Source organism: Streptomyces sp. NPDC033221 (genome assembly GCF_055577005.1).
Map to the genome: position 1 here is coordinate 345,097 of NZ_JBVIQN010000006.1, position 26,997 is coordinate 372,093.

General features: G+C 72.5%; 19 protein-coding genes and 1 pseudogene. 9 read left to right on the plus strand and 11 right to left on the minus strand.

Going from position 1 to position 26,997, the window contains the following annotated elements; translation table 11 throughout:
* Positions 1 to 136 precede the first annotated feature (136 nt).
* From ACZ53K_RS11020 to ACZ53K_RS11035, 4 genes are all read left to right on the plus strand, one after another.
* On the plus strand, positions 137 to 2,878 hold the full coding sequence (locus tag ACZ53K_RS11020; protein WP_468833945.1) for a sensor histidine kinase: 2,742 nt from the start codon (positions 137 to 139) through the stop codon (positions 2,876 to 2,878).
* Positions 2,875 to 3,324 carry a roadblock/LC7 domain-containing protein gene (locus ACZ53K_RS11025; protein ID WP_365847488.1) on the plus strand — a complete coding sequence of 150 codons (450 nt, stop codon included), beginning with the start codon at positions 2,875 to 2,877 and terminating at the stop codon, positions 3,322 to 3,324. Before ACZ53K_RS11020 ends, ACZ53K_RS11025 begins: the two co-directional genes overlap by 4 nt.
* Positions 3,325 to 3,350: 26 nt before the next feature.
* Positions 3,351 to 3,761, plus strand: coding sequence for a DUF742 domain-containing protein (locus tag ACZ53K_RS11030; RefSeq protein ID WP_468833947.1), 411 nt, complete (start codon positions 3,351 to 3,353; stop codon positions 3,759 to 3,761).
* A gap of 137 nt (positions 3,762 to 3,898) precedes the next feature.
* The gene (locus tag ACZ53K_RS11035; protein ID WP_468833948.1) at positions 3,899 to 4,510 is read left to right on the plus strand and encodes a GTP-binding protein; all 612 of its coding nucleotides are present in this window, start codon (positions 3,899 to 3,901) and stop codon (positions 4,508 to 4,510) included.
* Positions 4,511 to 4,591: 81 nt separating this feature from the next.
* Here ACZ53K_RS11035 and glpK read toward each other — a convergent pair whose 3' ends face one another.
* From glpK to ACZ53K_RS11060, 5 genes are all read right to left on the minus strand, one after another.
* Positions 4,592 to 6,124 carry a glycerol kinase GlpK gene (gene glpK / locus ACZ53K_RS11040; RefSeq protein ID WP_468833951.1) on the minus strand — a complete coding sequence of 511 codons (1,533 nt, stop codon included), beginning with the start codon at positions 6,122 to 6,124 and terminating at the stop codon, positions 4,592 to 4,594.
* 56 nt (positions 6,125 to 6,180) lie between these two features.
* Positions 6,181 to 6,948, minus strand: a complete 768-nt coding sequence (locus tag ACZ53K_RS11045) for an MIP/aquaporin family protein (protein WP_468833953.1) — start codon at positions 6,946 to 6,948, stop codon at positions 6,181 to 6,183.
* A gap of 274 nt (positions 6,949 to 7,222) precedes the next feature.
* Positions 7,223 to 8,908, minus strand: coding sequence for an EAL domain-containing protein (locus ACZ53K_RS11050; RefSeq protein ID WP_468833956.1), 1,686 nt, complete (start codon positions 8,906 to 8,908; stop codon positions 7,223 to 7,225).
* 214 nt (positions 8,909 to 9,122) lie between these two features.
* Positions 9,123 to 10,322, minus strand: a complete 1,200-nt coding sequence (locus tag ACZ53K_RS11055) for a lipid-transfer protein (protein ID WP_468833958.1) — start codon at positions 10,320 to 10,322, stop codon at positions 9,123 to 9,125.
* Positions 10,312 to 10,791 carry a Zn-ribbon domain-containing OB-fold protein gene (locus ACZ53K_RS11060; protein WP_468833960.1) on the minus strand — a complete coding sequence of 160 codons (480 nt, stop codon included), beginning with the start codon at positions 10,789 to 10,791 and terminating at the stop codon, positions 10,312 to 10,314. The genes ACZ53K_RS11055 and ACZ53K_RS11060 overlap by 11 nt, the downstream gene beginning before the upstream one ends.
* 616 nt (positions 10,792 to 11,407) lie before the next feature.
* On the opposite strand from ACZ53K_RS11060, the gene ACZ53K_RS11065 reads away from it, so the two are divergent.
* Complete coding sequence (locus tag ACZ53K_RS11065) at positions 11,408 to 12,922, plus strand: FG-GAP-like repeat-containing protein (RefSeq protein WP_468833963.1); 1,515 nt, start codon at positions 11,408 to 11,410, stop codon at positions 12,920 to 12,922.
* 85 nt (positions 12,923 to 13,007) lie between these two features.
* Entirely contained in the window at positions 13,008 to 14,765 is a 1,758-nt protein-coding gene (locus ACZ53K_RS11070) for a GDSL-type esterase/lipase family protein (protein ID WP_468833965.1), read from the plus strand.
* An 8-nt stretch (positions 14,766 to 14,773) separates the two neighbouring features.
* On the opposite strand, the gene ACZ53K_RS11075 is transcribed toward ACZ53K_RS11070, so the two are convergent.
* Together ACZ53K_RS11075 and ACZ53K_RS11080 are read right to left on the minus strand one after the other, a co-directional pair.
* Positions 14,774 to 15,622, minus strand: a complete 849-nt coding sequence (locus ACZ53K_RS11075; protein ID WP_468833967.1) for a M15 family metallopeptidase — start codon at positions 15,620 to 15,622, stop codon at positions 14,774 to 14,776.
* A 67-nt stretch (positions 15,623 to 15,689) separates the two neighbouring features.
* Positions 15,690 to 16,447 (minus strand): annotated as a pseudogene (locus tag ACZ53K_RS11080) (bacteriocin fulvocin C-related protein).
* Positions 16,448 to 16,559: 112 nt separating this feature from the next.
* Here ACZ53K_RS11080 and ACZ53K_RS11085 point away from each other — a divergent pair.
* Complete coding sequence (locus tag ACZ53K_RS11085) at positions 16,560 to 16,763, plus strand: hypothetical protein (protein WP_468833970.1); 204 nt, start codon at positions 16,560 to 16,562, stop codon at positions 16,761 to 16,763.
* Positions 16,764 to 16,900: 137 nt separating this feature from the next.
* Here the strand turns inward: ACZ53K_RS11085 and ACZ53K_RS11090 are convergent, their stop codons facing one another.
* Entirely contained in the window at positions 16,901 to 17,905 is a 1,005-nt protein-coding gene (locus ACZ53K_RS11090; RefSeq protein ID WP_468833972.1) for a methyltransferase, read from the minus strand.
* A gap of 78 nt (positions 17,906 to 17,983) precedes the next feature.
* Complete coding sequence (locus ACZ53K_RS11095; protein ID WP_468833974.1) at positions 17,984 to 20,476, minus strand: glycoside hydrolase family 31 protein; 2,493 nt, start codon at positions 20,474 to 20,476, stop codon at positions 17,984 to 17,986.
* A 403-nt stretch (positions 20,477 to 20,879) separates the two neighbouring features.
* Here ACZ53K_RS11095 and ACZ53K_RS11100 point away from each other — a divergent pair, with 403 nt between their 5' ends.
* Entirely contained in the window at positions 20,880 to 22,904 is a 2,025-nt protein-coding gene (locus ACZ53K_RS11100; protein ID WP_468833977.1) for an acetoacetate--CoA ligase, read from the plus strand.
* Positions 22,905 to 23,027: 123 nt separating this feature from the next.
* Positions 23,028 to 23,960: a hypothetical protein gene (locus ACZ53K_RS11105; protein WP_468833979.1), complete on the plus strand. Its 933-nt coding sequence runs from the start codon at positions 23,028 to 23,030 to the stop codon at positions 23,958 to 23,960.
* Between the two features lie 254 nt (positions 23,961 to 24,214).
* Here ACZ53K_RS11105 and ptsP read toward each other — a convergent pair whose 3' ends face one another.
* Both ptsP and ACZ53K_RS11115 read right to left on the minus strand, forming a co-directional pair.
* Positions 24,215 to 25,885 (minus strand): phosphoenolpyruvate--protein phosphotransferase, encoded by a 1,671-nt coding sequence (gene ptsP / locus ACZ53K_RS11110; protein WP_468833981.1) that lies wholly within the window; start codon positions 25,883 to 25,885, stop codon positions 24,215 to 24,217.
* Between the two features lie 76 nt (positions 25,886 to 25,961).
* A complete protein-coding gene (locus tag ACZ53K_RS11115) occupies positions 25,962 to 26,411 on the minus strand; it encodes a PTS sugar transporter subunit IIA (RefSeq protein WP_468833983.1) in 450 nt (149 codons plus the stop codon).
* Positions 26,412 to 26,997: the final 586 nt, after the last annotated feature.

Sequence of the window (26,997 nt, forward strand, 5' to 3'; positions counted from 1 at the left end):
CTGCGGACGATCCGCCCCTGACCTGCGGATCCGGCCGCCGGACAGGACTTCGGTCAGGTCCCTCGTCAGTAGTAGGCTCGCGCCGTTTGTTGACGGAACACCATCCCCGTGCGCCGGGGTTGACGTAGGGGAGGCCATGCGCTTTCGAGGGAAGACGATCACTCGGAAGATCGCAGCGCTGCTGCTGGTGCCACTGGTGTCCCTCACGGCCATGTGGGCGTTCGCCACGTACATCACCGGACGCGAGGCCAATCAGCTGCTGGACGTCGGCAGCGTCGTCGGCAAACTCGGCTACCCCGCCGAGGACGCCGTACAGGCACTCCAGCAGGAGCGGCGGCAGAGCCTGCTCTACCTGGCCGACCGGCGCGGCGCCGACTCCCTGGCCGAACTGCGCGACCGCACCCGCGAGACCGACAAGATCGTCAACAAGCTGCGGGACAACGCCGCCGACCCCGCCGTGCGCGACGACCTCAACGGCGTCGCCGGCGAGCGCATGGACGACATCGTCAAGAGCCTCAACCGGCTGTCCTCGCTGCGCACCCAGGTCGAGGACAACACCATCTCCCGCGACGCGGCGTTCGAGTCGTACAACGACCTTGTCGACCCCAATTACGAGTTCCTCGCGGCGCTGCACGCGCTGGAGAACGTCGAGATGGACAAGCAGGGCCGCGCCCTGGTCAACGTCACCCGCGCCCGCGAGGCCGTCTCCCGCGAGGACGCGCTGATGTCCGCCGCGATCGTCTCCGGCACCATGACCAAGCACGACCTGCGCAACTTCTCCGACCGGGTTGCCGAGCGCCGCGTCCTGTACGCGACCAGCCTGCCCGTACTGCCCGGCGACGACCGCAGCATCTTCACCGACTACTGGGACTCCGCCCCCGCCCGCGAGCTGGCCTCCTTCGAGGACCGCATCATCGACGGCGGCGCCGCCGCGGCGCCCCGTGCCGTCAACGCCGAACGCTGGAACACCGCCGCCGGCAAGGTCCTCGGCGACCTCCAGCGGATGGGCCGGGAGGCCGGCGACCGCTACAAGGAACGCGTCGAGCCGGTCGCCGTGGCCGTCCTCATCAAGGCCGGCGTCGCGGGCGTCCTCGGCTTCGTCGCCCTGCTGGTCTCGGTCATCGTCTCCGTCCGCATCGGCAGCAAGCACGTCAGGGACTTGACCCGGCTGCGCAAGGCCGCCCACGAGGTCTCCGGCGTCCGGCTGCCCAGCGTCATGCGGCGGCTGGCCGCGGGCGAGCAGGTCGACGTGGAGACCGAGGCGCCCCGCCTGGAGTTCGGCCAGAGCGAGACCGAGCAGGTCGGGCAGGCGCTGAACACCCTCCAGCGGGCCGCCGTCGAGGCCGCCGTCAAACAGGCCGACATGCGCCGCGGCGTCTCCGAGGTCTTCGTCAACCTCGCCCGCCGCAGCCAGGTCCTGCTGCACCGCCAGCTGACCCTCCTGGACGCGATGGAACGGCGTACCGAGAACGCCGACGAACTCGCCGACCTCTTCCGCCTGGACCACCTCACCACCCGTATGCGCCGGCACGCCGAGGGCCTGGTCATCCTCTCCGGAGCGGCCCCCTCACGGCAGTGGCGCAAGCCCATCCAGCTGATGGACGTGGTGCGCGCCGCGGTCGCCGAGGTCGAGGACTACGAGCGCATCGAGGTGCGCCGGCTGCCGCGGCTGGCCGTCCAGGGCCCCGCCGTCTCCGACCTCACCCACCTGATCGCCGAACTCCTGGAGAACGCCACCGTCTTCTCGCCCCCGCACACCGCGGTCCAGGTGGTCGGCGAGCGGGTCTCCAACGGCTTCACCCTGGAGATCCACGACCGGGGCCTGGGCATGGCCCCCGACCTCCTCCTCGACGCCAACCTGCGGCTCGCCGAGACCCCCGAGTTCGAACTCTCCGACACCGACCGCCTCGGCCTGTTCGTGGTCAGCCGCCTCGCCCAGCGCCAGGGCGTCCGCGTCTCGCTCCAGCCCTCCCCGTACGGCGGCACCACCGCCGTCGTCTTCCTGCCCGCCGCGCTCCTCACCGAGGACACCGGCCGCGACGACGACACCGGCAGCCGGCGCATCGACGGCAGCCGGACCGGGGAACTGGAAGCACCCGGCGGCAAGCTGGCCGCGCTGGCCCAGGTGCCCGTGCCGCTGCCCGAACCGGCCGACCGCACCCCGGACGTCATCGACGGACCGGTCGAACTGGAGCCCCCGCTGACCCGGACGGAACTCGCCCGACGCGCGGAAACGGACGACGAGGACAGCCTCTTCCGCGGCCGCGCCCCGCACCGTGGCCCGCGCGACACCGCACGCGGCACCGACCGGGAGCCGGGCACCCTGCACCGCGCGCGCACCCGCCGCGACGGCACCCCGCCCGTCGCCCCCGTACCGCCCGCCGGCACCCCCGAACAGCACCAGCAGACCCGCGACCAGGCACCGGCCGGTGACGGCCCCGCGCCGCTGCCGCGCCGGCACCGCCCGCCCGTGCTGGTCTCCGACCACGGCCGGCCGGTCGACGGAGCGGCCCGCGCCGACGTACGCTCCGACGCGGAAACCGACGGCGACACGGATGCGGACATGGACACCGGTACGACAACGGATACGGGCCCTGCCCCGTCCGGCCGGCCCGCCACGACGGCAGGAGGACTGCCCCGCCGCGTACGGCAGGCCAGCCTCGCGCCCCAGCTCAAGGCCGAGCCCGCCGCACAGGACGAGCCGGGCGGCTCGCCCGACGGCCACGCGGACGACCGCGACGCCGAGGAGGTCCGCGCCCGCATGGCCTCCCTCCAGCGCGGCTGGCAGCGCGGCCGCCGGGACAACGGCGAGGACGACGGGCGGGACGGCAGACCGAGCACAGCACCAGGAACCACATCGGGAGGGGACGGTCGATGACCGCACCGAAGGCAGCAGCGGCCAGTGCCGAGTCGAAGGGCCCGCAGGGGTCGGGCGAGCTGAGCTGGCTCCTCGACGAACTCGTGGACCGGGTGGGCAGCATCCGCAAGGCGCTCATCCTCTCCAGCGACGGGCTGGCCACCGGCGCGTCCGCCGACCTCACCCGGGAGGACAGCGAGCACCTCGCGGCGGTCGCCTCCGGCTTCCACAGCCTGGCCAAGGGCGTCGGCCGGCACTTCGAGGCGGGCCGGGTGCGGCAGACCCTGGTGGAGCTTGAGGAAGCGTTTCTCTTCGTCAGCGCCGCGGGCGACGGCAGCTGCCTTGCCGTCCTCGCCGACGCGGACTCCGACGTGGGACTGGTCGCGTACGAGATGACCCTGCTCGTCAAGCGGGTGGGCGCCCACCTGGGCACCGCGCCCAGGGCCGGGCAGCCCGCCGGCGGCTGAGCGGAGGATGACGGCACGGTGACGCCATGACCACAGACGGCCCGCCCACGCCCGGGCAGGGGGACGCCAGTTGGTACGACGACGAGGCGGGCCTCGTGGTGCGCCCCTACGCGATGACCCGCGGCCGGACCAGCACCGAGGCCGAACCGCACCTCGACCTGATCGCCCTGGTGATCGCCGAGGACCGGCAGGGCGACCCGCTCGATGACCAGACCCTGTCGCCGGAACACGTGGACATCGTCGGCCTGTGCCGCGACGCACCGCTGTCCGTCGCGGAACTGGCCGCCGAACTGGACCTGCCGCTCGGCGTCGTACGGGTCCTCATCGGCGACCTGCTGGACGCGGAGCTGGTCCACGTGAGCCGCCCCGTGCCACCGGCGGAGCTGCCCGACGAGAAGATCCTCCGCGAGGTGATCGACGGGCTGCGGGCGCTGTGACCGCACCCGTGCGCACCACCGCACGGCGGTGACGCCCTGCCGGCACGCTGCCCTTCGCCGGGCCGCACCCCCCACGAACAGCGAGGACCGAGGAATGCGAGAGACCAGCACCAGCGGCGAACCGGGAGAAGACGGCCATGGTCTTCGGGCGCTCTGAAAAACGCCGTAAGCAGGACGCCCCCGACCCCGTCACCCTCAAGATCCTGGTGGCGGGCGGCTTCGGGGTGGGCAAGACGACCCTGGTGGGCGCGGTCAGCGAGATCAAGCCGCTGCGCACCGAGGAACGGCTGACCGAGGCGGGCCGGCCGGTCGACGACCTCGCCGGGATCGAGGGCAAGAAGACCACCACCGTCGCCATGGACTTCGGGCGCATCACGCTCCGCGAGGACCTGGTGCTCTACCTCTTCGGCACCCCCGGACAGGACCGCTTCTGGTTCCTGTGGGACGAGCTGGCCCGCGGCGCGCTCGGCTCGGTCGTCCTGGCCGACACCCGGCGCCTGGAGGACTCCTTCGCCGCCATCGACTACTTCGAGCGCCGCGGCATCCCGTTCATGGTGGCCGTCAACTGCTTCGACGGCGCCGAGCGCTACCCCGCGGAAACGGTGCGCGACGCGCTGGACCTGGACACCGAGGTACCGGTGATGCTCTGCGACGCACGCGAGAAGGACTCCGCCAGGGACGTACTGATCGCGGTCGTGGAACACGCGATGCACGTCGGCGCCCGGCGCCGCGAGCCCGCGCTCCCTTGAGACGTGGAGAAGCACGGCCCGCACCCCGCCGTCCGGAGTGCGGGCCGTACGCCTGCCACGGGCTCATCCGCGAGACACGGCCTACGCGCCGCCGCCGTCACCCGCCTCGTGCCACCCGAAGCTGCGCTCCACCGCCCGGCGCCAGTTGCCGTACTCGCGGTCCCGCGTCGGACCGTCCATCCGCGGCGTCCACTCGGTGTCCCGCTTCCAGTGCGCCGTCAGCTCGTCCAGGTCCTGCCACACCCCCGTCGCCAGCCCGGCCGCGTACGCCGCGCCCAGGCACGTCGTCTCCGCGACCACCGGCCGGATCACCGGCACCCCCAGCACGTCCGCCTGGTGCTGCATCAGCAGATTGTTGACGGTCATGCCGCCGTCCACCTTCAGCGCGGTGATCTGCACCCCGGAGTCCTGGTACATGGCGTCCACCACCTCGCGCGTCTGCCAGCTGGTCGCCTCCAGCACCGCGCGCGCCAGGTGCGCCTTGGTGACGTAACCCGTCAGACCCGTGATCACGCCGCGCGCGTCCGACCGCCAGTACGGCGCGAACAGCCCGGAGAACGCCGGGACGATGTACGCGCCGCCGTTGTCCGGCACCCGCGCCGCCAGATCCTCGATCTCGTCGGCCGAGTCGATGATGCCCAGCTGGTCCCGGAACCACTGCACCAGCGCGCCCGTGATGGCGATCGAGCCCTCCAGACAGTAGACCGGCGCCTCACCCCCGAGCTGGTAGCCCAGCGTCGTCAGCAGCCCGCTCTTGGAGGGCACCGGCCGCTGCCCGGTGTTCAGCAGCAGGAACGAGCCGGTGCCGTACGTGTTCTTGGCCTCGCCGACCCGGTAACACGTCTGCCCGAACACCGCCGCCTGCTGGTCGCCCAGCGCCGCGGCCACCGGCACCCCGCGCAACTGGCCCACCGCCGTCCCGTACACCTCCGCCGAGGACCGGATCTCCGGCAGCACCGCCTCCGGCACCCGCATCGCGGACAGGATCGCGGTGTCCCACTGGAGCGTGTGCAGATTCATCAGCATCGTGCGCCCGGCATTGGTGACATCCGTGACGTGCACCCCGCCGTCCGTACCGCCCGTCAGCTTCCAGATCAGCCACGAGTCGACCGTCCCGAAAGCGATCTCCCCGGCCTCGGCCCGCGCCCGCAGCCCCGGCACGTTGTCCAGCAGCCAGGCCACCTTCGGCCCGGAGAAGTAACTGGCCAGCGGCAGCCCGGTGGCCTCCCGGAAGCGGTCCTGGCCGTCCGCGCCGCCCAGCTCGTGGCAGAGCTGCGCGGTGCGAGTGTCCTGCCACACGACCGCGTTGTGCACCGGCTTGCCCGTCGAGCGGTCCCACAGCACCGTCGTCTCGCGCTGGTTGGTGATGCCCAGCGCGGCGAGCTGATCGGCGCGCAGCCCCGCCTTGGCGAGCGCGCCCGCCACCACCGCCTGCACCTTCGCCCAGATCTCCTCGGCGTCGTGCTCCACCCAGCCGGGCTTGGGGAAGATCTGCCGGTGCTCGCGCTGGTCCACGGCGACGGTCGCGCCGTCCTGGTTGAAGATGATGCAGCGGCTGGAGGTCGTGCCCTGGTCGATCGCGGCGACATACCTGTCCGTGGTGCCGTCCGTCATGACGTCTCCTGACTCCTCGTTGCTGGTCGGGCCGGCTGCCGTACGGTCGCCGCCGGTCAGAAGACCGCGGTGAACACCAGGCCGGAAAGCACCGCGCCGATCAGCGGGCCGGCCACCGGAATCCAGGCGTAGGACCAGTCGGAGGTGCCCTTGTTGGGGATGGGAAGCAGTGCGTGGGCGATCCGCGGCCCCAGGTCACGGGCCGGGTTGATGGCGTAACCGGTGGGCCCGCCGAGGGAGAGGCCGATGCCGACGACCAGCAGGGCGACGAGCAGGACGTTGATGCCGGACCCGTAGACACCGGCATCCGCACCGGGCACCTGCCCGATCCCGATGCCCTCGTTCTTGCCGAAGAACAGCAGCGGCAGCACCAGTCCCACGGTCGCGATGATCTCGGTGACGAGGTTGGCGGCCGGATTGCGGACCTCCGGGGCGGTGGAGAAGATCCCCAGCGTCGGCTGTGCCTTGTCCGCCTCCTTGTTGGCCGCGAACTGCGCGTAGTACAGCGCCCAGGCCAGTACGGCGCCGAGCACCGCCCCCATCATCTGGGCGGCGCAGTACAGCGGCACCTTCGACCACGGCGTACCGCCCGCGACCGCCGACCCCAGCGTCACCGCCGGATTCAGATGCCCGCCGGACAGCGGCGCCGCGGTGTACGCCCCGGCGAGCACACCGAGACCCCAGCCGAACGCGATGGCGACCCAGCCCGCTGCCTTCGCCTTGGAGTGGTGCAGGGTGACGGCGGCGCACACGCCGGCACCGAAGAGGATCAGAAGGGCGGTGCCGATGACCTCACCGACGAAAATGTCCCCGTTGGAATACATGGCGGCTCCTTGTCCCTGGCCCGGGGGAGTGGCCCCGGTCCTCCGTGCAGGGTGCGTACTTCCCCGGGCCACGGGGAGGGCGGCGGGCGCCCGGCGCCGCGCCCCGCGCGGCGTCCGCGTCGAGCGTGCCGGTGCGCCGGAACCGCCCATGGGGAGTCGGGCAGCGGGTACCGCTGCCACGCGGCCGGGTCGCCCGGCTGTGGCGGTGCCGACGGACACCCGGAAGTGTTCACCGCAGGTGACGGGGCGTCAAGGTGCCAGGAGGGTACGGCGCTCAGTCCCCGCGCCGCCGCCCCCGGCGCACCTCGTGCCCCTGCGCGCCGGGCGCCCCCAGAACCCAACTGCTGGCACCCGCCAGCGACTTGGCCGCCTTCTTCAGCGGCGCCAGCGCCGCCGCGGCCTGCGCGTGACCGGTCACACTGCCCGGCGCGCACACCACCGTCGCCAGCGACAGCGTCACCGGCAGCCCGCCCGCCGACCACGGCGCGTCCAGCACGGCCGCTGCGAACGGCTCCAGATCCTCCGGCGCGGCCAGCACCAGGAAGTCGTCCCCGCCGATGTGCCCCACCCGCGCCGCGGGCAGCTCCGCCGCCGTACGGGCCAGCGCCTGCCCCACGGCACGGATCAGCGCGTCCCCCGCCGCGAACCCCGCCCCGTCGTTGACCTGCTTGAACCCGTCCACGTCCAGCCAGCACAACGCGAACGCCCGGCCACCCGCGATCCGCCGGTCCACCTCCGCGTTCACCGCGTCCGAACCCGGCAGCCGGGTCAGCGGATTGAGCCCCGCCGCCTCCTCCACCCGGCTCTCCGCCAGCGCCCGCAGGATGTCGGCCAGGTGGACCACGCCCATACAGCGGCCCTGCTCGTCCACCACCGCCACATCGTCACCGGTCCGGTCCCGGTCGCCGCCGGTGACCACGTCCAGCACCTCCCAGGCGGTGGCGTCGGCGCCCACCGTCAGCGGCCGGTCGGCCAGCCGGAGCGCCGGGCGGTCGGCGTACAGCGCGTGCCCGTACCGGCCGGACAACGACAGCAGGAAACGGTCCCGGTCGATGGCCCGTACGGGTACGCCGTCCGGATCCACCAGCAGCACGCCCGAGACCCCAGGGAACCCGGTCAGATGGCTGCGCACGGAACCCGCCGAGGCGGACATCGGCAACAGCGCGGCCGGCTGCAGAAACCGCGTCACGGGCGGCCCGGCCGGCGGCAGCCCCGCTCCGGACGCGACCCCACCGGCGTAACCGCTCGCCACCGGCCCGTACCCGTCCCGCATCTCCGGCAGATACACATCGGCCGCCGGACGCCGCGCGGGCGGCGCGAACAGAAACCCCTGCGCCAGCTGCGCGCCCGCCGCCCGCACCGCAGCGTACTGCCGCTCCGTCTCCACCCCCTCCACCGCCAGCACGCTGCCCAGCACCTCGCACAGCTGCCGCATCGCGGCCACGGCGGCCCGCCCGCCCCGGTCGCCGTCCAGCTCCGCGCACAGCGACGCGTCCAGCTTCACCAGGTCGGGAGCGAGATCACCGAGGAGCCGCAGCGGCAAGTCCCCGTCACCGACCCCGTCCGCACAGATCCGGTACCCGTCCTGCCGCAGCCCCGCCACCGCCTCCAGCAGCGCCCGCCGCGGCACGTGCGTGAACGGCCCGCCGACATCGACGGTGATCTCCCACGGCCGGCGGCCCACCTCGTGCACGGCCTTGCGCAGCGCCGTCAGACACGGCAGCTCGGCGAGGGTCGTCGCGAATACGTTGAGGTGCAGCGGCAGCAGGGTCTCCTGCCGCGCGGCCGACCGTACGGCGAGCCCCGCCAGCTCGGCGTCCAGGTCGGCGGAGCGCCGCGCCGCCGTCAGCACGTCGCCGCGTTCCGGGCGGGCGAGTATCTCCAGGGCGGCGACCGAACCGGTCGCCAGGTTCACGACGGGCTGGAAGGCGAATCGGAGCTGGTCCGTCCAGGCAGGCACGGCAGCAGAATGCCCACTCGGAACACGAACGGTGCGTGATTCACGCACTGTTCACGCACCCTTCCGGCGCACTCGAACGGGTGCGCGCGGCCCTCGGGGACCCGTGCAGCCGCCCCGGGCGCCTACGGGCCCACGCCTCCCCGAAGCTTCCGCGCGCCTCCCAGGTGCCTCATCAGCGCCTCCCCAGCGCGTCCCCCGTGCCCCCCGGGGCGCCTCACCGCACCGCGACAACCGCCGAACCGTGCCCGAACAGCCCCTGATTCGCGCTGATCCCCGCCCGCGCGTTCGGCACCTGCCGCGCCCCGGCCCGCCCGCGCAACTGCCAGGTCAGCTCGCAGACCTGCGCGATCGCCTGCGCGGGCACCGCCTCCCCGAACGACGCCAGACCACCGCTCGGATTCACCGGCAGCCGCCCGCCGAGCGCCGTCGCCCCGTCACGCAGCAGCTTCGCGCCCCCGCCCTCGGCACACAGCCCGAGATCCTCGTACCACTGGAGTTCCAGCGCGGTGGACAGGTCGTACACCTCCGCCAGCGACAGATCGTCCGGCCCGATCCCGGCCTCTTCGTAGGCGGCCGTGGCCAGGGAAGGCCGGAAGGCGGCCGGTGCGGCCGACGGTTCCGGCACGCCTGCCGCCGAATCGGTCGCGATGTCCGGCAGGTCCAGTTCCCTACGGGGATACCGAGGCGTCCCCGTGGAAACCGCACGGATACGGACCGGATCCGGTACGCCCCGCCGTCGCGCGTACTCCAGCCCGCACAGGACCAGCGCCGCCGCGCCGTCCGACGTGGCGCAGATGTCCAGCAGCCGCAGCGGATCGGCGACCACGGGCGACGCGGCGACCTCCGCCGCCGTCACCGGTTCGCGGTACCGCGCGTACGGATTGAGCGCGCCCGCCGACGCGTTCTTCACCTTGACCTGCGCGAAGTCGTCGACGGTATCCCCGTACAGCGCCATCCGGCGCCGCGCGTACAGCCCGAAATAGGTGGGGTTGGTGGCACCCAGCAGCCGGAAGCGCAGCCAGTCCGGATCGTCTGGACGATCGCCGCCCGCCGGGGCGAAAAACCCTTTCGGCGCCGCGTCCGCACCCACCACCAGCACCACATCCGCCAGATCCGCGAGAATCTGCGCCCGCGCGGTGGCGATGGCCTGCGCTCCGGAGGCACAGGCCGCGTAGACACTGGTCACCCGCGCACCCTGCCAGCCCAGCGCCCGAGCGAACGTCGCGCCCGCCACATACCCCGGATAGCCCCCACGCACGGTGTCCGCACCGACCACCGACTGCACATCACCCCATTCCAGCCCCGCATCGGCCAACGCCGCCCGCGCCGCCACCGTCCCGTACCGAACGAAGCCCCGCCCCCACTTCCCCCAGGCGTGCATCCCCACCCCGAGCACGGCGACATCACCGGTCACGACCGTCCCCCGTCCCTTCCGCCTCCACAGGCCGCCACCACCACGTCGTCCACCCAGCCCCCGTGTCCTCCCCCTCACCCAACACCCCGGGCACCAACTCCACACCCATACCGACCCGCAGATCGGCAACGGTCACCCCCGGCGCGGCCTGCCCCAGCACCACCATCCGCTCCGCCGCCAGCTCCACCGCGATCAGGGTGCGCGGCTGCCAGGGAACGTCGGGGTCCGAGAAGTAGGGCGGTGGCGGCCGGTAGCGCCCGTCCGTGTACGACCACACCGTGCCGCGCCGCGACAGCGGCAGCTCGGCCAGCTCGGTGCCGTCACAACCGGGATCGCGGCAGAAGAAGTCCTCACGCGGAAAGAAGACCGCTCCGCAGGCACCGCACCGGGTCCCCAGCAGCCGAAACCCCGCACCGGCGTCCGTATCGGTGAACCACCCCGGCACCACCGGCTTACGCACACGCGCCACGACCCCTCCAGGAACCGGCAACGGACGAGCACAACCCCTCACCTGACGACCCGTCAGGAGTCTGGCACGCGGCCGGCACCCGACGGAACCCCGCACAGCGGGACAGCTCCCGCCGATCACAAAGGATCACGCCGTTCCCCGCGAAACCGGCTGAACCGGATACGGCCGCACGGCGTCCACCAAGGCAGGGCCGGGGCGCGGGATCCACGGGGGTGGTTCCGCGCCCCGGCCCGATGCCCGCCGGCCGACTTGCCAATATCTCTCGGGTGATCGGTGAGACCGCCCACGCCCGGACCGCGACGCCGGCTCACCTTCGGTTCCGGTTGCTCGCTCATCAGCACGCATTGACATGGGAATACTGGGCTTCATGCCTACTGATCACCGCATGTCCCCATCTTCCTCTTACCGGAATCTCCAAGCACTTACCGGCCGACCTGTGCCACTTCCGTTGCTACAGTCCTCCGGCTGAGGATCACCGGACGTGCGCAGAGCAGCCGAACGGCACCGCATGCGCTCCGGTACGCCCGGCGATGCGGCGTCGGTCCGGGCCCGGCAGCCGAAGCTCCAGGGAACCTCCGTTCTCTGGCCCGCCCGTGAGAAACAGGAGAGCGATACCGTGACCAGCGGACGCCCCCGCATACCTCGGTCGACCGGGATGATCGCCATCGCCGCCGCGACCGTCACCCTGGCCGCCGCCCTGCCGGCCCACGCCGTCGCGGGTGACCCCGCCTTGGACGGGGCGTACGCGTTCGCCGCCAAGCTGGACATCGGCGACGGCAAGCGCAGCTGTTCCGCCGCGCTCGTGGATGAGCAGTGGCTGGTCAGCGCCGCCAGTTGCTTCGCGGAAAATCCCGCGGCCGACCCCAGCGTCACCGCGGGCGCGCCGAAGTGGCCCACCACGGCCACCGTCGGCCGCACCGACCTGTCCGGTACGGGCGGCAGCGTGGCGAAGGTCATCGACCTGGTGCCGTACCCGGGCCGCGACCTGGTGATGGCCAAGCTCGACAAGCCCGTCGGCGGCGTCACCCCGGTGCGCGTCGCCACGTCCGGCCCCGTGCAGGGCGAGACGCTGACGGTCGCCGGATACGGACGCACCCGGACCGAGTGGGTCCCCGACCGCCTGCACGCCGCCCCCTTCACGGTGGACAGCGTCGCCACGGCCTCGATCGGTATCACCGGTTCGGGCGCGGATGCCGCCGTCTGCAAGGGCGACACCGGCGGACCGGCCCTCCGGGTGAACGGCGGCACCGCCGAATTGGTTGCTGTCAACAGCAAGTCGTGGCAGGGCGGTTGCTTCGGCTCCGAGGAAACCCGCCGGAACGCCGTCGACGCCCGCGTCGACGGTCTCGCGGACTGGGTAGCGGCGGTCGCGGACCTGCCCCGCCAGGAACTGGTGGCCGGCGATAACGATGGGAACGGTACCGCCGACCTGTTCACCGTGGACGCCGCGCGGAACCTGTCGGTGTGGAAGAGCCGCAAGGGCGGCGCATTCGACCTGCCGAAGAAGCTGACGGGTGGCTGGAACTTCACCCAGACCGCCGCGGCCGACTTCACCGGTGACGGCATCACCGACCTCGTCGCCCGGCAGGAGCGCAAGGAGGACGGGCCGGACGGGCCGAAGGGGACGTTCCTCCGCATGTGGGTCGGCACCGAGGGAGGCTCGTTCGAGCGTCCGGTGGATGTCACCGGTGACTGGTTCGCCACTGAGGTGGTGGCCGGCGACTTCACGGGTGACGGGAAGGCGGACCTCATAGGCAAGGTCGGAAAGGACCTGACGCTTTGGGCGGGCCGCGGGAACGGCAAGTTCGCGGGGCCGGTGCCGGTCACCAAGGGCTGGTTCTACACCCAGACCACCGCGGGCGATTTCAACGGCGACGGCATCGCGGACCTCGTCGCCTGTGACGGCGACAAGGACCTCTGGCTGTTTCCCGGCCGAAAGGGCGGCACCTTCGGCACGCGGGTCCCGTTGACGGGCGGCTGGAAGTACACCCAGACCGTTGCGGGTGACTTCACCGGCAACGGGAAGATTGACCTGATCGCCCGTGACGACGACACCGGCACCGTTCTGCGCTGGGCCGGCCACGGCAACGGTAAATTCGCCGCCCGCGTCCCGGTCACCGGCAGTTATTGATCAGCGGCGGCCGGGTGGAGTGCCGACCGGCACTCCACCCGGCCGTCTCACCCCTCACACGACACGACGGTTGGGAACAAGCCCCATGACGAGGACGGCGCGGCTGTTCCGCGGAATCACGCGGACGGCCACGGTGGCGCTCACCTCCTGCGCGACGGTCGCCGCGCTGAGCCACGTCACGTGGGCACGGCCCGCCGACGGCCGGGACCTGGGGGCGTCACACGACGCGTCCCGGGCCGGACAGGGCGCCGGAGCGGACGCGGGCTGGACCAGAACGTGGGGGACCGCGCTGGGCACGGCGGCCCCCGCGGCCAAGTCCGGGGTGACCGGCCGTCAGACGCTGCGCATGGTCGTGCACACCAGCACCGGTGGCGACACCGCTCGCATCCAGCTCGCCAACACCTTCGCCAAAGCATCCGTGCTCATCGGACACGCCACCATCGCCCGTCGGTCCACGGGAGCCGGTGCCACCGGCACGCCGGTCACTCTGACGTTCGGCGGCAGCCGGAGCACCGTCATCAAGCCGGGGGAGACGGTACGCAGCGACCAGGCGGCCTTCCCCGTCAAAGCTGACGAGAACCTGCTGGTCAGCGTCTACCTGCCCGAGACCGTGGCCGAAGCGCCGTACCACGACTACACGCTGACCACCTCCTACGCCTCGGCGCCGGGCGACGGCGCCGACCGGGCGGGGGAGACCGCGGGCAGCCGCTTCCCGGCCCGCTTCGCGCACTGGGCCTACCTCAACGGGGTGGACGTCGCGGTGGCCGGCGGCGACGGTACCGTCATCGCCCTCGGCGACTCACAGACCGACGGTGGGCACACCACTCCGGACACCAACCGCCGCTGGCCCGACCACTACGGCCGCGCCCTGCAGGCGTCGGGACGGCGCACGGGTGTCGTCAACGCCGGGATATCGGGCAACCGGCTGCTCACCGACTCGACCGGGACCCGCGCCGCCTACGGTCCGAGCGCCCTGAACCGCTTCACCCGTGACGTCCTCGAACAGCCCGGTGCCCGCTCCGTCATCCTCTACGAGGGCATCAACGACATCGCGCTGGACGGCGCCGGCAGCGCCTCCCTCATCGACGCGATCCGGCACCTCGCCGGCCGCGCCCACACCGCCGGCCTCACGTTCACCGCAGCCACCATCCCGCCCTTCGCGGGATACCCCGCGTACACCCTTGCCAAGGAGCAGACCCGGCAAGAGGTCAACCGCTATATCCGGACCAGCCGGGACCTGGACGCCTACGTCGACTTCGACCGGGTGGCGCGGGACACGCGGGACGGCACCCGGCTCTTTCCCGGGTACTACGACCGCGGTGACGACCGGCTGCACCTCAACGACAACGGCAACCACGTCCTCGCCAACGCCGTCCTCGCCGCACCGCCGACCCATCCCGCTCCGCACTTCTCCCAGACCGCCGCGGCCGATTTCACCGGCGACGGCATCGTGGACCTCGTCGCCCGTAGTGCCGACGGGGACCTCATCCTGTGGCCCGGCCGAGGAGACGGCACGTTCGCGGCACGGGCGACGGTCGCCCACGACTGGAACGTCACACAGACAGCGGCCGGCGATTTCACGGGCGACGGAAAGGCGGACCTCGTGGCGAGGAACGCTGCGCACGAACTGTGCCTCTGGCCTGGAAACGGAAAGGGTCTCTTCGGCCCGCCCGAGGTCCTGCTGAACGGCTGGAGCCACACGGAGACCACCGCCGGCGACTTCACCGGCGACGGTATCGCCGACCTCGTCGCCAGGGACGACACGTCCGGCGACCTCTACGAGTGGATCAATACCGGGCACGCCGTCTCCGGTCAGCCGCTCCGGCTGACCGGCGGCTGGTGATCTGCTGCTCAGTGGCTGCTGCTCAGTGACCGCCGCGAAACCGGGAAGTCGAAGTACGTGTCGGGGAACGTCTCCGGCGTGAAGGTGTAGTGCCACCACTCCTTGTCGTAGTTGCGGAACCCGGCACGCTCCAGCCCCTGCTTCAGCAGCAGCCGGTTCGCCCGCTGCTGTCCCTGCACCCGTGGGTCGAGGGTGTGCGCCAGGGTGTCGAAACAGTCGAATCCGGTTCCCATGTCGAGCGAGTTGTCGGGGAAGCGGTCCGCCTTCGGTGCGTAGCACTTCGTCAGCGGCTCCCCGGGGATGTACGGCCGGGTGGGCAGGCCGGGGAGCCGTACGAGCGTCAGGTCGACGGTGCTGCCCCGGCTGTGCCCCGACTTCTCGGCGATGTAACCGTCACGGAAGAGAGTCGACTTGTCGATCCGGGGGTAGAACTCGCCCTTCATCCGCTGGTCGCCCAGGTCCTTCGCCCAGTCCACGAAGTGGTTGACGGCGCGCTGCGGGCGGTAACAGTCGTACACCTTGAGCGTGTAGCCGCGCCGCAGGAAGGAGAGCTGGGCCCGGTGCAGCGCCCGCGCCGCGTCCCGGGTCAGGATGCACAGGGGCTGCCGGTAGCCGGTGACCGGTACGCCCATGAAGTTGTGCGGCGTGAAGTACCGCATCTCCTGGCGGATCGTCGGGTCGAGGTCGCGCAACGCGACGAATTCCCTGGGCGCCGTCGAGGTCGTACTCGTCGCAGCAGTGGTGCCGCCGGAAGGCCGCGGCTCGGCGGCCCCTCCAGGCGGTGTGGCGGCAGTGGTCAGGGCGAGGGCGGTGGCGGCCACGGCGAGGCCGCGCAGTGCGGCAGCGAGTCTCGGCATGGCACTCGTCTATCACCGCAGCCGCGTCGCGCGTAAGAGCACCGGCGCCGCACACCGGAATGAGGGCTCAGCAGGAGCTGCAGGCGCAGAAGCCGTCGCAGGGATAGCGCCAGAGATAGCCGCAGGACCGCTGGTAGACGCGGCAGCTGCAGCGGCCTTTCATGCACTGGTTGTCATGGCAGGCGCTGCTGGAGCAGTAGTTGGATTCGACGCTGCAATTGCAGTTCAGTGCCTTCGCGCCGCGCCGCGCCGGGCGGAAGGCTCGGCGGGGCCGAGTGTCGCGAACAGCAGATTCGCTGCCTCGTGCCCGAAATGCCGTGCGGCGGCCTCACGGAGGGCCCGCTCGCCCGGCCCCGGATCGCCGACCCGGTCGAAAGCGAAGCTGGATTCCTGCGCGGCGACGTGGCGCACTTCTTCGAGCACGCCGCTCTGCTCCGGGGAGAGGCTGGGATGAGCCCGGCGGTAACGGGTGAGCTGCTCCACCCAGAGCCGGCTGCGCGCCGACGGAGGCAGGGCGCCCCAGATGGCCTGGCGGTGGTGCAGAGGGTGGGCGATCACCGCGTCGTAGTCCTGCGGGAGGCTGTCGCGGTGGGCCTCGACCCACAGCTCGGCCTCGTCGCGCCCGGCGACGGTGGCGGCGTTCGCCGCCGTTCTGCCCGCCCCGAAGAGCAGGCCGGCGGTGACTGCGGCACCTCCGGCGAGCCGGAGGAACTGCTTGCGCCCCGGCCCGCCTTCCGTTCGGGGCGGCCGCCGCAGGTCGTTGAGGGCGCCGATCGTACGGACCGTCGCCCGCGGCCCGAGCCTCCGGACGAGGGCCACCGCCATTCCCGGTCCGGCCCAGGCTCGTACCCGGTCCGGCGCCACGCGCAGGAGTGTCGGCGCCCAGGGTGCCTGATCGCCGAGGCTTTCCGCTCGCCACCGCTGTACGTCCTGATGCGTGAGCGACAACAGTTCGACTTTTCCCCCGCAAGCGTGCTCGACCGCTGCGGAGACTTTTCTGCACTGCTCGCACGAGGCGTCGAAAGCCAACACCCATCGCGTCGCCGGATCGCTCATTTCGCCCCTCATCCGCTTTTTTACGGAAGGAATATCCGGCAAAAGTAGCGCACCGGAAAAATGGGCGGCAATAGAACAGGAATAGAAGGGCGACCCGGTATTCCGCCACCCGGTATCGGACGGTGTCCCGGACGAACGGTCTCCCGAACGGGCGGTGTCCCGAACGAACGGTGGCCCGGACGGACGGCGATCCGAACGAACCGGGTTGCCGGCCGCGCGCATTCACTCTTGGGCAGCCACCATCTCCACCACCGCCAGATCCCCTGCCCGGTGCACCCCCGCCACCCGCAGCCCGGCCCCGTCGGCCAGCGCCGTCAGTTCCGCCACGCCACGCTCGCGCGCCCCGAAATACACCAGCATCCGCAGGTCCATGCCTGTGTGCACCGACTCACCGTCCGTGCCGACCCGCTCGATGACCAGCACCCGGCCCCGGGTGCCTGCCGCCTCGGCACACCGGCGCAGGATCGCCTTCGCCGCGTCGTCGTCCCAGTCGTGCAGGATCGCGCAGAGTACGTAGCCGTCCGCCCCGGCGGGCAGCGCTTCGAAGAAGTCGCCCGCCACCGCGTCCGCCCGGTCGGCCAGCCCGGCCGCCGCGAGCATGGCGCGTGCCGCCCGTACGGTCTCCGGCTGGTCGAACACGGTGCCCCGCAGCCCGGGATGCGCGGTGAGCAGCGCCGCGAGGAATGTGCCGCTGCCCCCGCCGACGTCCACGATCCGCCCCAGTGAGCCCCAGTCGAAGGCGGGTACGAGGGCTTCGGCCCACCGCGCGACGTCGGCGCCCATCTGCGCGTCGTATCCGGCGGTCCGCTCCGGGGCCGTCGCCAGGTCCTCCCAGAAGGAACGCCCGAACTGCCGTGGGAACGCCGCCTCTCCTGTCCGTACGGAATGGGGGAGCGCCACGAATGCCAGGTCGGCCCGGCCGATGGCGCTCTCCACGTCCAGCATCCGCCGCGCGCCGGACGGATGGCTGTCGCGCAGTTCCTCGCCGCGCGGCAGCAGTCCGTAGCGGCCCTCCTCGTCTCGGCTGAACACCTCGACCGTCACCAGATGCCGCAGGACCCGTTCCAGTACACCGGCGTCGGCGCCCGTGACCGCGGCCAGCTCCCGTGCGGTCCGCACGCCGTCCGCGAGGTGGTCGGCCACCCGCAGAGTCGCCACGACCCGGACCGCCATCGGCGTCACCAGATCCGCGATCGCCCAGATCCCCGCACCGTCACCGTCAGCCATTGCGTCCGTCCTCTCTGCGCGCCGTATCCCACGGCCGCTGCACGAACGGGCCAATCTACGCAATCCGGTGCCATCCGCCTACACGTCGCCGCCCGGCAGCCCGCGCACCCGCACCCGGTACCCGACCTCGCCGCCCCCTTGGCGCTCGACGACCACCCGCCCGTCCTCCAACCGCGTCTCGAAGCGCTCGACCGCCGGCCGCTGCCAGCCGTCACCGGCATCCGGTACGACCAGACCGCCACCGCCGCGGCCGTCCTTCGGGGCCCACACCTCCAGCTCCGTCGTACCGTCCGCGCCTGCCACCGGCAGCACCGCACCGGCCCGCGCCAGCACCGGAATCCGCGACAGCGGGGCGTCCACCAGCACCTGCCCCGGCCCGTCGTACGCCCGCCCGGTCACCGTGTCGTACCAGCGCCCGCGCGGCAGCCGTACCACCCGCCGCGTCACCCCGGGCCCCAGCACAGGCGCCACCAGCAGCGCGTCCCCGAGGAGGAAGGCGTCCTCGCAGTCCCGCAGCTTCCGGTCCCGGGGCGTGTCCCACCAGACCGGGCGCACGTACGGCGCCCCCGAGAGCCGCGCCAGCTGCGCGAGCGTCACGAAGTACGGCAGCAGCCGCGCCCGCTCCAGCAACGCCGCCCGCGCGTGCTCCAGCACCTCGGGCCCGTACTCCCACGGCTCCCGCCGCCCCGCGTACTTCGCCGAATGCGTACGGAACAGCGGCAGATACGCGGCCGTCTGGAACCACCGCAGATACAGCTCCGGCGACGGCACCCCGGAGAACCCGCCGACATCCGGACCGCTGTACGGCACCCCGCACAGCCCCATGCCCAGCACCAGCGACAGCGAGGCCCGCAGCCCCGGCCACCCGGTTGCCACGTCCCCCGACCAGGTGCCGCCGTACCGTTGCATCCCCGCCCACCCCGAGCGGGAGAACAGGAACGGCCGCTCCTCGGGGCGCAGTTCCAGCAGCCCGTCGTACCCGGCGCGCGCCATCTCCAGCCCGTACACGTTGTGCGCCTCCCGGTGGTCGCCGCCCCGGCCCTCCAGCGCGTGCCGCGCCGAACGCGGCAGCGACGGATCGCCGAACGCGGCGAACGACACCGGCTCGTTCATGTCGTGCCACACCCCGGAGAAACCTTGCGCCAGCCGCTCCGCGTACAGACCGCCCCACCACTTGCGCACCCGCGCGTCCGTGAAGTCCGGGAACACCGCCTCGCCCGGCCACACCACCCCGCGCACCTCCCGGCCCCGCGCGTCCCGTATGTACGCGTCCGCCGCGGCCCCGCCCTCGTACACCGGGTTACCCGGCTCGGCCTTCACCCCCGGATCGACGATCGACACCAGCCGCACCCCTTCCTCCCGCAACTCGCGCGCGAGACCGGGCAGGTCGGGGAAGGCCGTACGGTCGACGGTGAACACCCGGTGCCCGTCGTAATGGTCGATGTCCAGGTGTACGGCGGACAGCGGCAGCCCGCGCTCCCGGTAGCCGGACACGACCCGCCGCACCTCCGCCTGGCTGCCGAAACCCCACCGGGCGTGCTGCGGACCCAGCGCCCACCGGGGCGGCAGCGCCGGGGCCCCGGTCAGCGCCGTCCAGCCGAGCAGGACGCGGGCGGGCGTACCGACCAGGACCCAGTACCGCAAAGGGCCGCCGTCCATCCGCAGTTCGGAGCAGCCCGGCCGGTCGTGCCCGGAACCCGCGCCCTCCGCCCCTTCGCGCAGCGTCACCGTGCCGTCCCAGGAGTTGTCGTGGAAGACCAGGTGCGTACCGGCGTCCGCCACCACGAACTGCACCGGCATCGTCACCGACAGCGGATCATCGCCCGGCACGAACGCGCCGCCCGGGTCGGTGTTCCACATCCGGTACGTGCCCCCGCGCAGCCGCGGCCCCGCCGACCGGCCGCCCAGCCCGAAGAAGCGGGCATCCGCGGCCACCTCGGAACGCTGCACCCACCGCGAGTCCCCGGACCGCTCACCGGCCGCGCCACCCCGGTCTTCCGGCGCACCCTCCCCGTCTCCGGGCGCGCCGCCCCCGTCCACAGTCGCGCCGTCCTCGGCACCGGGGGCCCGGTCCCACCACCGCGGCGGCAGCTCCCGCCGCAGCACCACACCCCCCGGAGTCCGCACCTCCACCGCACCGTGCCGCGACACCGTCACCATCACCCGCTCCGACACCACCCGCCAGCCGCCCTCCGTGTCGGGCTCCAGCACCGCACGCCCGTCCGGCTCCGGGCACGCGCCGGCCAGCGCGTACGACGGCTCCGGCGCGGCGCCGTCCCAGCCGCAGAACACCGCACCGCCCGACGCCACCCGCACCCGCAGCGACGAACGCGCGAAGAACACCATCCCGCCGCCCGGCTGCGGCTCCGCGCGCACCGCCGTCCCCGGCACCCGCGCCCGCTCCAGGCCGCGCCGCGGCAGCCCCCGCGCATCCACGCGGCGCCGCCGCCACGCCGACCGCCACGTCCGCAGCCCCCGTACCGATCCCAGTGCCCTGACGGCCCGGACCGCGGTGGCCGTCCCGTCCCACCGCGGCCATCGCGCCGACCGCTCTTGATCACGCCCGTCCATGCTGCTCAGCCTGCCATCGACGGCCCGTGGTGAAGGCACCGTTCAGCTCCCGTTCACCTGGGAAGAACCAGGACCACACACGCGGCACACCGGTGGCGGCCGCGCCGGCACTTCCGGCCACCGGGCCACGCCGGAACCCGTGCCCGGCATGTGTCCACAGCCGCCCCGGCCCGTGCCCGCGCACGGATACGCGGCCGCCCCCGGTACCCGCCTGCGGCCCGAATATGAGGCCGACCCTGGCGCACAAGTCGATCACGTGGCATCGTCCTGCCCAGCCGTGTCACACGCACGCGCCCCCGCGCTGCGCCGGGGCGATCCTCCGGGCCGTACGGGGACCACGCGCACCGCGTACCGCACGCCCACACCGCGTCCACGCAACGCCGCGTACAGCCGGGAGCCGATCATGACCACCGCACCGCAGTCCGTCCCGCAGCCGGAACCCCTGTGGCAGCCCGGCCCGGACCGCATCGCCGGCACCCAGCTCACCCGGTTCCACGACTGGGCGGTCACCCACCACGGCGCCCCCGCGCGCGCCGACGGCGACCCGGTCGCGGACTACGCCGCGCTGCACCGCTGGTCCGTGACCGACCTGTCCCGCTTCTGGCAGGCCGTCGCCGCCTGGTTCGATGTCCGCTTCAGCACGCCGTACGAGACCGTCCTCGCCGACCCCGCGATGCCCGGCGCCCGCTGGTTCCCCGGCGCCACCCTCAACTACGCCGAACACGCGCTGCGCGCCGCCGAGGACCCGGCCCGCGCCGACGCACCCGCCCTGCTGTACGTGGACGAGACCCACGACCCCACCCCCGTCACCTGGACCGAGCTGCGCGCCCAGGTCGGCTCCCTGGCCGCCGAACTGCGCCGCCTCGGAGTCCGCCCCGGCGACCGGGTCAGCGGCTACGTCCCCAACGTCCCCCAGGCCGTCGTCGCCCTCCTGGCCACCGCCGCCGTCGGCGCCGTCTGGACCTCCTGCGCCCCCGACTTCGGCGCCCGCAGCGTCCTGGACCGCTTCCAGCAGGTCGAACCGGTCGTCCTGTTCACGGTCGACGGATACCGCTACGGCGGCAAGGAACACGAGCGCCGCGACACCGTCGCCGAACTCCGCCGCGAACTGCCCACCCTCCGCGCCGTCGTCCACATCCCCCTCCTGGGCACCCCGGCCCCCGAAGGCGCCCTGGAATGGTCGGACCTGACCTCCGCCGCCACCGAACCGGTCTTCGAACAGGTCCCCTTCGACCACCCCCTGTGGGTCCTGTACTCCTCCGGCACGACCGGCCTGCCCAAGGCCATCGTCCAGTCCCAGGGCGGCATCCTCCTCGAACACCTCAAGCAGACCGGCCTGCACTGCGACCTCGGCCCCGACGACCGCTTCTTCTGGTACACCTCCACCGGCTGGATGATGTGGAACTTCCTCGTCGCCGGCCTCCTCGCGGGCTCCACGATCGTGCTCTACGACGGCAGCCCCGGCCACCCCGACACCGCCGCCCAGTGGCGGATCGCCGAACGCACCGGCACCACCCTCTTCGGCACCTCCGCCGCGTACGTGATGGCCTGCCGCAAGGCCGGGGTCCAGCCCGGCCGCGACTTCGACCTCGGCACCGTCAAGTGCGTCGCCACCACCGGCTCCCCGCTGCCGCCCGACGGCTTCCGCTGGCTGCACGACGAGGTCGCCGCCGACCTGTGGATCGCCTCCGTCAGCGGCGGCACGGACGTCTGCAGCTGCTTCGCCGGCGCCGCGCCGACCCTGCCCGTCCACATCGGCGAACTCCAGGCCCCCTGCCTCGGCACCGACCTCCAGGCCTGGGACACGCACGGCAAACCGCTGACCGACGAGGTCGGCGAACTCGTCGTCACCAACCCCATGCCGTCCATGCCCGTCCGCTTCTGGAACGACCCCGACGGCCGCCGCTACCACGACAGCTACTTCGACACCTACCCCGGCGTCTGGCGACACGGCGACTGGATCACCCGCACCTCCCGCGGCACCGTCGTCATCCACGGACGCTCCGACTCCACCCTCAACCGCCAGGGCGTACGGATGGGCTCCGCCGACATCTACGAGGCCGTCGAACGCCTCCCCGAGATCCGCGAATCCCTGGTCATCGGCCTCGAACTGCCCGACGGCGGCTACTGGATGCCGCTCTTCGTCCACCTCGCGCCCGGCGCCGCACTCGACGACGCCCTGCGCGACCGCATCAAGCGCACCATCCGCGCCCAGTGCTCCCCGCGCCACGTCCCCGACGAGATCATCGAGGCGCCCGGCGTACCGCACACCCTGACCGGCAAGCGGATCGAGGTCCCGGTCAAGCGGCTCCTCCAGGGCACCCCGCTGGAGCAGGCCGTCAACCCGGGCTCCGTCGACAACCTCGAACTCCTGCGGTTCTACGAGCGGATCGCCGCCGAGCGCGCCGCGGCCGAACGCGCGCGGTAGCGGTACGAACCGCCACGGACGGCCGTTGACCCCTAGTCGGACCCCATTGTCAGACCCACCGATTACTCTCAGTCACAAGTGCAGCTCGTGGAGCGAGCGGCACGCACCGACCGAGGGGGAGTCATGACACCACCGTCCCGACGCACCGCGCACACCGAACCGGGCGGCCCCGCCGCCGCACGCCGCATGCTGCGCCGCGAAATCCCGAGCACCGCCGCCGTTCTGGCGGACGCTCAGGACTTCGCGGCCATGCGCCGCTACCGCACCTTCCCGTTCGACGACCACACCGCCTACCTCCAGCAGATGGAGAGCCTGCTGCGCTCACTGACCGCCCAGGGCATCCACACCACCGTCGCCCTCTTCGACCCCGTCGCGTACGAGACGTACTGCACGGACACCGACCTGGACCCCGACCGCCCCGACAGCCGCTCCCGCTACACGGCCGAGCTGGCCTGCACCGGCGCCACCCTGCCGTACGGCGGCGAATCACTGGCCCGGCTGCTGCCCGCACTCATCGACGAGGCAGAACGCCAGACGACCTGGGACCGCGCCACGGCGCTCCTCGCCCGCACCGGTGCCTGCGCGGTCTGCGGCGAGGACCTCGCACGGGCCGCCTTCGCCCGCGCCTCCCGGGCGGTCACCAGCCTGCTGGACATCCTCGGCGACGGCATGCACCACCTGGTGTGCAGCGTCCCCGCGAGCGGCGCCCCGCTCCTCGCGGTGCTGCACGCCGACTCCCGCGCCGCCGGGCGGCTGGAACTGTCCGAGGCCGACACCCTCGTCTTCTGCACGGTCCTCGCGGCGGGCATCGCCCTGCGCAGCCCCGGCGGCATCGTGACGCGGACGGCGGAGACCGCCGGGCGCGACACGGTCCGCGGCTGGATCCTGCGCGACGCCTGGCTGCACCCGCTCAGCGCCGCGGAAGTGTTCACGGCCTACTGCACCGACGCCGAGACGGGCGAACCCGTCCCGCCCGAGCCCGGCGTCGACCACCACCCGGGCCTGGCCCTCCCGGACCCGCCACCGACGGACGGCCACGACCACACCCACCACTGACACGACACGGCAGCACACACGACGGGGGAGAGGGGGAGGCTCGGGGTCGGCGGCCGGGGGAGACCGGAACAACGATCGGCTCGGTCCGGGGAGAGCACGGCCGACTGGAACGCCGGCGGGCTGGAAAGCCGGACGGCCGCCCCGCCACAAAGGCGGGACGGCCGTCCGTACCAGCGTTCTTCTGCGCAGCGCGCATCGCGCGCAGCACATCGGCGGGGTCCGACCGGGCACTCCCGGTCGGACCCCGCCGGGGATCACTCCCCGGAGAGCACCGCCTGCGCGGCGGCGCGCGCGTCCTCGGCGGTGTCAGCGGCCCGCGCCGCGGCAGCGGCACGCTCACACTGGGCCAGCGTGTGCTTCGCCAGCGTCGCGCGCACATACGGAATCGACGCCGCGCCCATGGACAGGCTCGTCACGCCCAGACCCGTCAGCACACAGGCCAGCAGTGGATCGGAGGCCGCCTCACCACAGACACCACAGCTCTTGCCCTCGGCCTTCGCCGACTCGGCCGACAGCGCCACCAGGTCGAGCAGCGCCGGCTGCCACGGGTCCTGCAGTCGCGACACGGCACCGACCTGACGGTCGGCGGCGAAGGTGTACTGCGCCAGGTCGTTGGTGCCCAGCGAGAGGAACTCGACCTCCTGCAGGATCGACCGGGCCCGCAGCGCCGCGGACGGGATCTCCACCATCGCGCCGAACTTGGCCTGCAGCCCCGCCTCGCGGCACGCGTCCGCGAACGCCTTGGCGTCGGTGCGGTCGGCCACCATCGGCGCCATGACCTCAAGGTAGACCGGCAGCCCCTCGACGGCCTGGGCCAGCGCGGCCAGCTGCGTACGGAGCACCTCGGGGTGGTCCAGCAGCGTCCGCAGACCCCGCACGCCCAGCGCCGGGTTCGGCTCGTCGCCCGGCGTCAGGAAGTCCAGCGGCTTGTCCGCGCCCGCGTCCAGCACCCGCACGACGACCCGGCCCTCGGGGAAGGCCTCCAGCACCTTGCGGTACGCCTCGGCCTGCTTCTCCTGCGACGGCGCCTTCTTGCTGTCGTCCAGGAAGAGGAACTCGGTACGGAACAGGCCGACGCCCTCGGCGCCCGCCTCCACGGCCGCCGGCACGTCCGAGGGACCGCCGACGTTCGCCAGCAGCGGCACCTTGTGCCCGTCCGAGGTGGCACCCGGGCCGGTCGAAGCCGACAGCGCGGCCTTGCGGGCCGCGGCGGCCTGCTCCAGTTCCGCGCGCTTCCCGGCGCTCGGGTTCACGAAGATCTCGCCGGTGCTGCCGTCGACGGCGACGACGGTGCCCTCGACCAGCTCGCCCGCGCCCGGCAGCGCGACCACGGCCGGTACGCCCAGCGCCCGCGCGAGAATCGCGCTGTGGCTGGTCGGCCCGCCCTCCTCGGTCACGAAGCCGAGCACCAGCGTCGGGTCCAGCAGCGCCGTGTCGGCCGGCGCCAGGTCCCGCGCGATCAGTACGTACGGCTCGTCGCTGTCCGGCACACCCGGCATCGGCACGCCCAGCAGCCGCGCGACGATACGGTTCCGCACGTCGTCGAGGTCCGCGACCCGCCCGGCCAGGTACTCGCCGGCCCCCGCGAGCAGCGCCCGGTAGGCGGCGAACGCGTCGTACACACCGCGCTCGGCGGTGCTGCCCACGGCGACGCGCCGTTCGACGTCGGCCATCAGCTCGGGGTCCTGGGCCATCATGGCCTGGGCCTCCAGCACGGCCTGCGCCTCGCCGCCCGCCAGGTTGCCCCGCGCGATCAGGTCGGCGGCCACAGCTTCCACGGCCTTGCGGGCACGCCCCTGTTCGCGCTCCGCGTCCTCGGCCGGAATCTGCTTGGCCGGCGGTTCCAGAACCGCCGTGCCCATGTGCCGCACCTCGCCGATCGCCACACCGTGGCTCACGCCGACGCCTCGCAGCGTTGTCTCCATCTCACCCGTCTCCGGTTGGTGCGGCGGTCGCTGCCGCCGCGGTGGTTGTCGTACGTGCCGTCGGAACGGCGGCGGGCTACTGCCAGCTGAAGAGCTGCTCGCCGGCCTTGACCTCGCCGGCCTCGACGACGTCGCCGAGGGAGTCGGCGGTCGCCTCCAGCGCGACGACGGGGCAGACCGGCGACTTGCCGGCCTCTTCGACGGCGGCCGGGTTCCAGCGCACGACGGCCTGGCCGCGGGTGACGGTGTCGCCCTTGTTGACGAGCAGCTCGAAGCCCTCGCCGTTCAGCTGCACGGTGTCGATACCGAGGTGCGTCAGCACGCCGTGGCCCTCGCTGTCGACGACGACGAACGCGTGCGGGTGCAGCGAGACAACGACACCGTCAACGGGCGAAACGGCCTCGGACGGCTCACGCACGGGGTCGATGGCGGTACCGGGACCCACCATCGCGCCGGAGAACACCGGGTCGGGCACGGCCGCGAGTCCGATGGCGCGTCCAGCGAGCGGGGACGTCACGGTGGTCATGGGAGTCCTCCCAGGGGTGGAGATCTATCAGGCCGCCGTCACTACCTGTCCTGGACGGCGCACCGATCAGAGCGTAAGTCATAAGAAGTGAGGGTTCCGCACGCGCAACACCGCCCCCGGAGCACCGGCGCCGGGGAATCGATTTGCCCCGCCCGACGGGGGCCTGTACTGTCTGACACCTGCCCCGGTCCAAAAGAACGCGAGCACATCGCGGAGTGCGGACGGCGGGTGGCACTCCTTCAGAACTGATCGAGATTTTCGGCCGCGTTTCTGCATGTCTGCGGAAAGCCCGGTGGTTCGAAAGCCCGAAACGGCCTGATAGAGTGGTGGTACACCGAAGGGAAGCGCCCGGAGAGCCTGGTGAAACAGGCACAAAGGAAGCGTCCGTTCCTTGAGAACTCAACAGCGTGCCAAAAGTCAACGCCAGATATGTTGATACCCCGTCCACCGGCAGCAGCCGGAGGATGAGGTTCCTTTGAAAAAGCCCACCAGCATCCACGCGGTGCGGGTGGCACACACAGCGAGGACGCTGTGAACGGGAAGCCTATTCCGCTTCCCGTTCCGCTCTCGTGTGTGTTGACCCGAT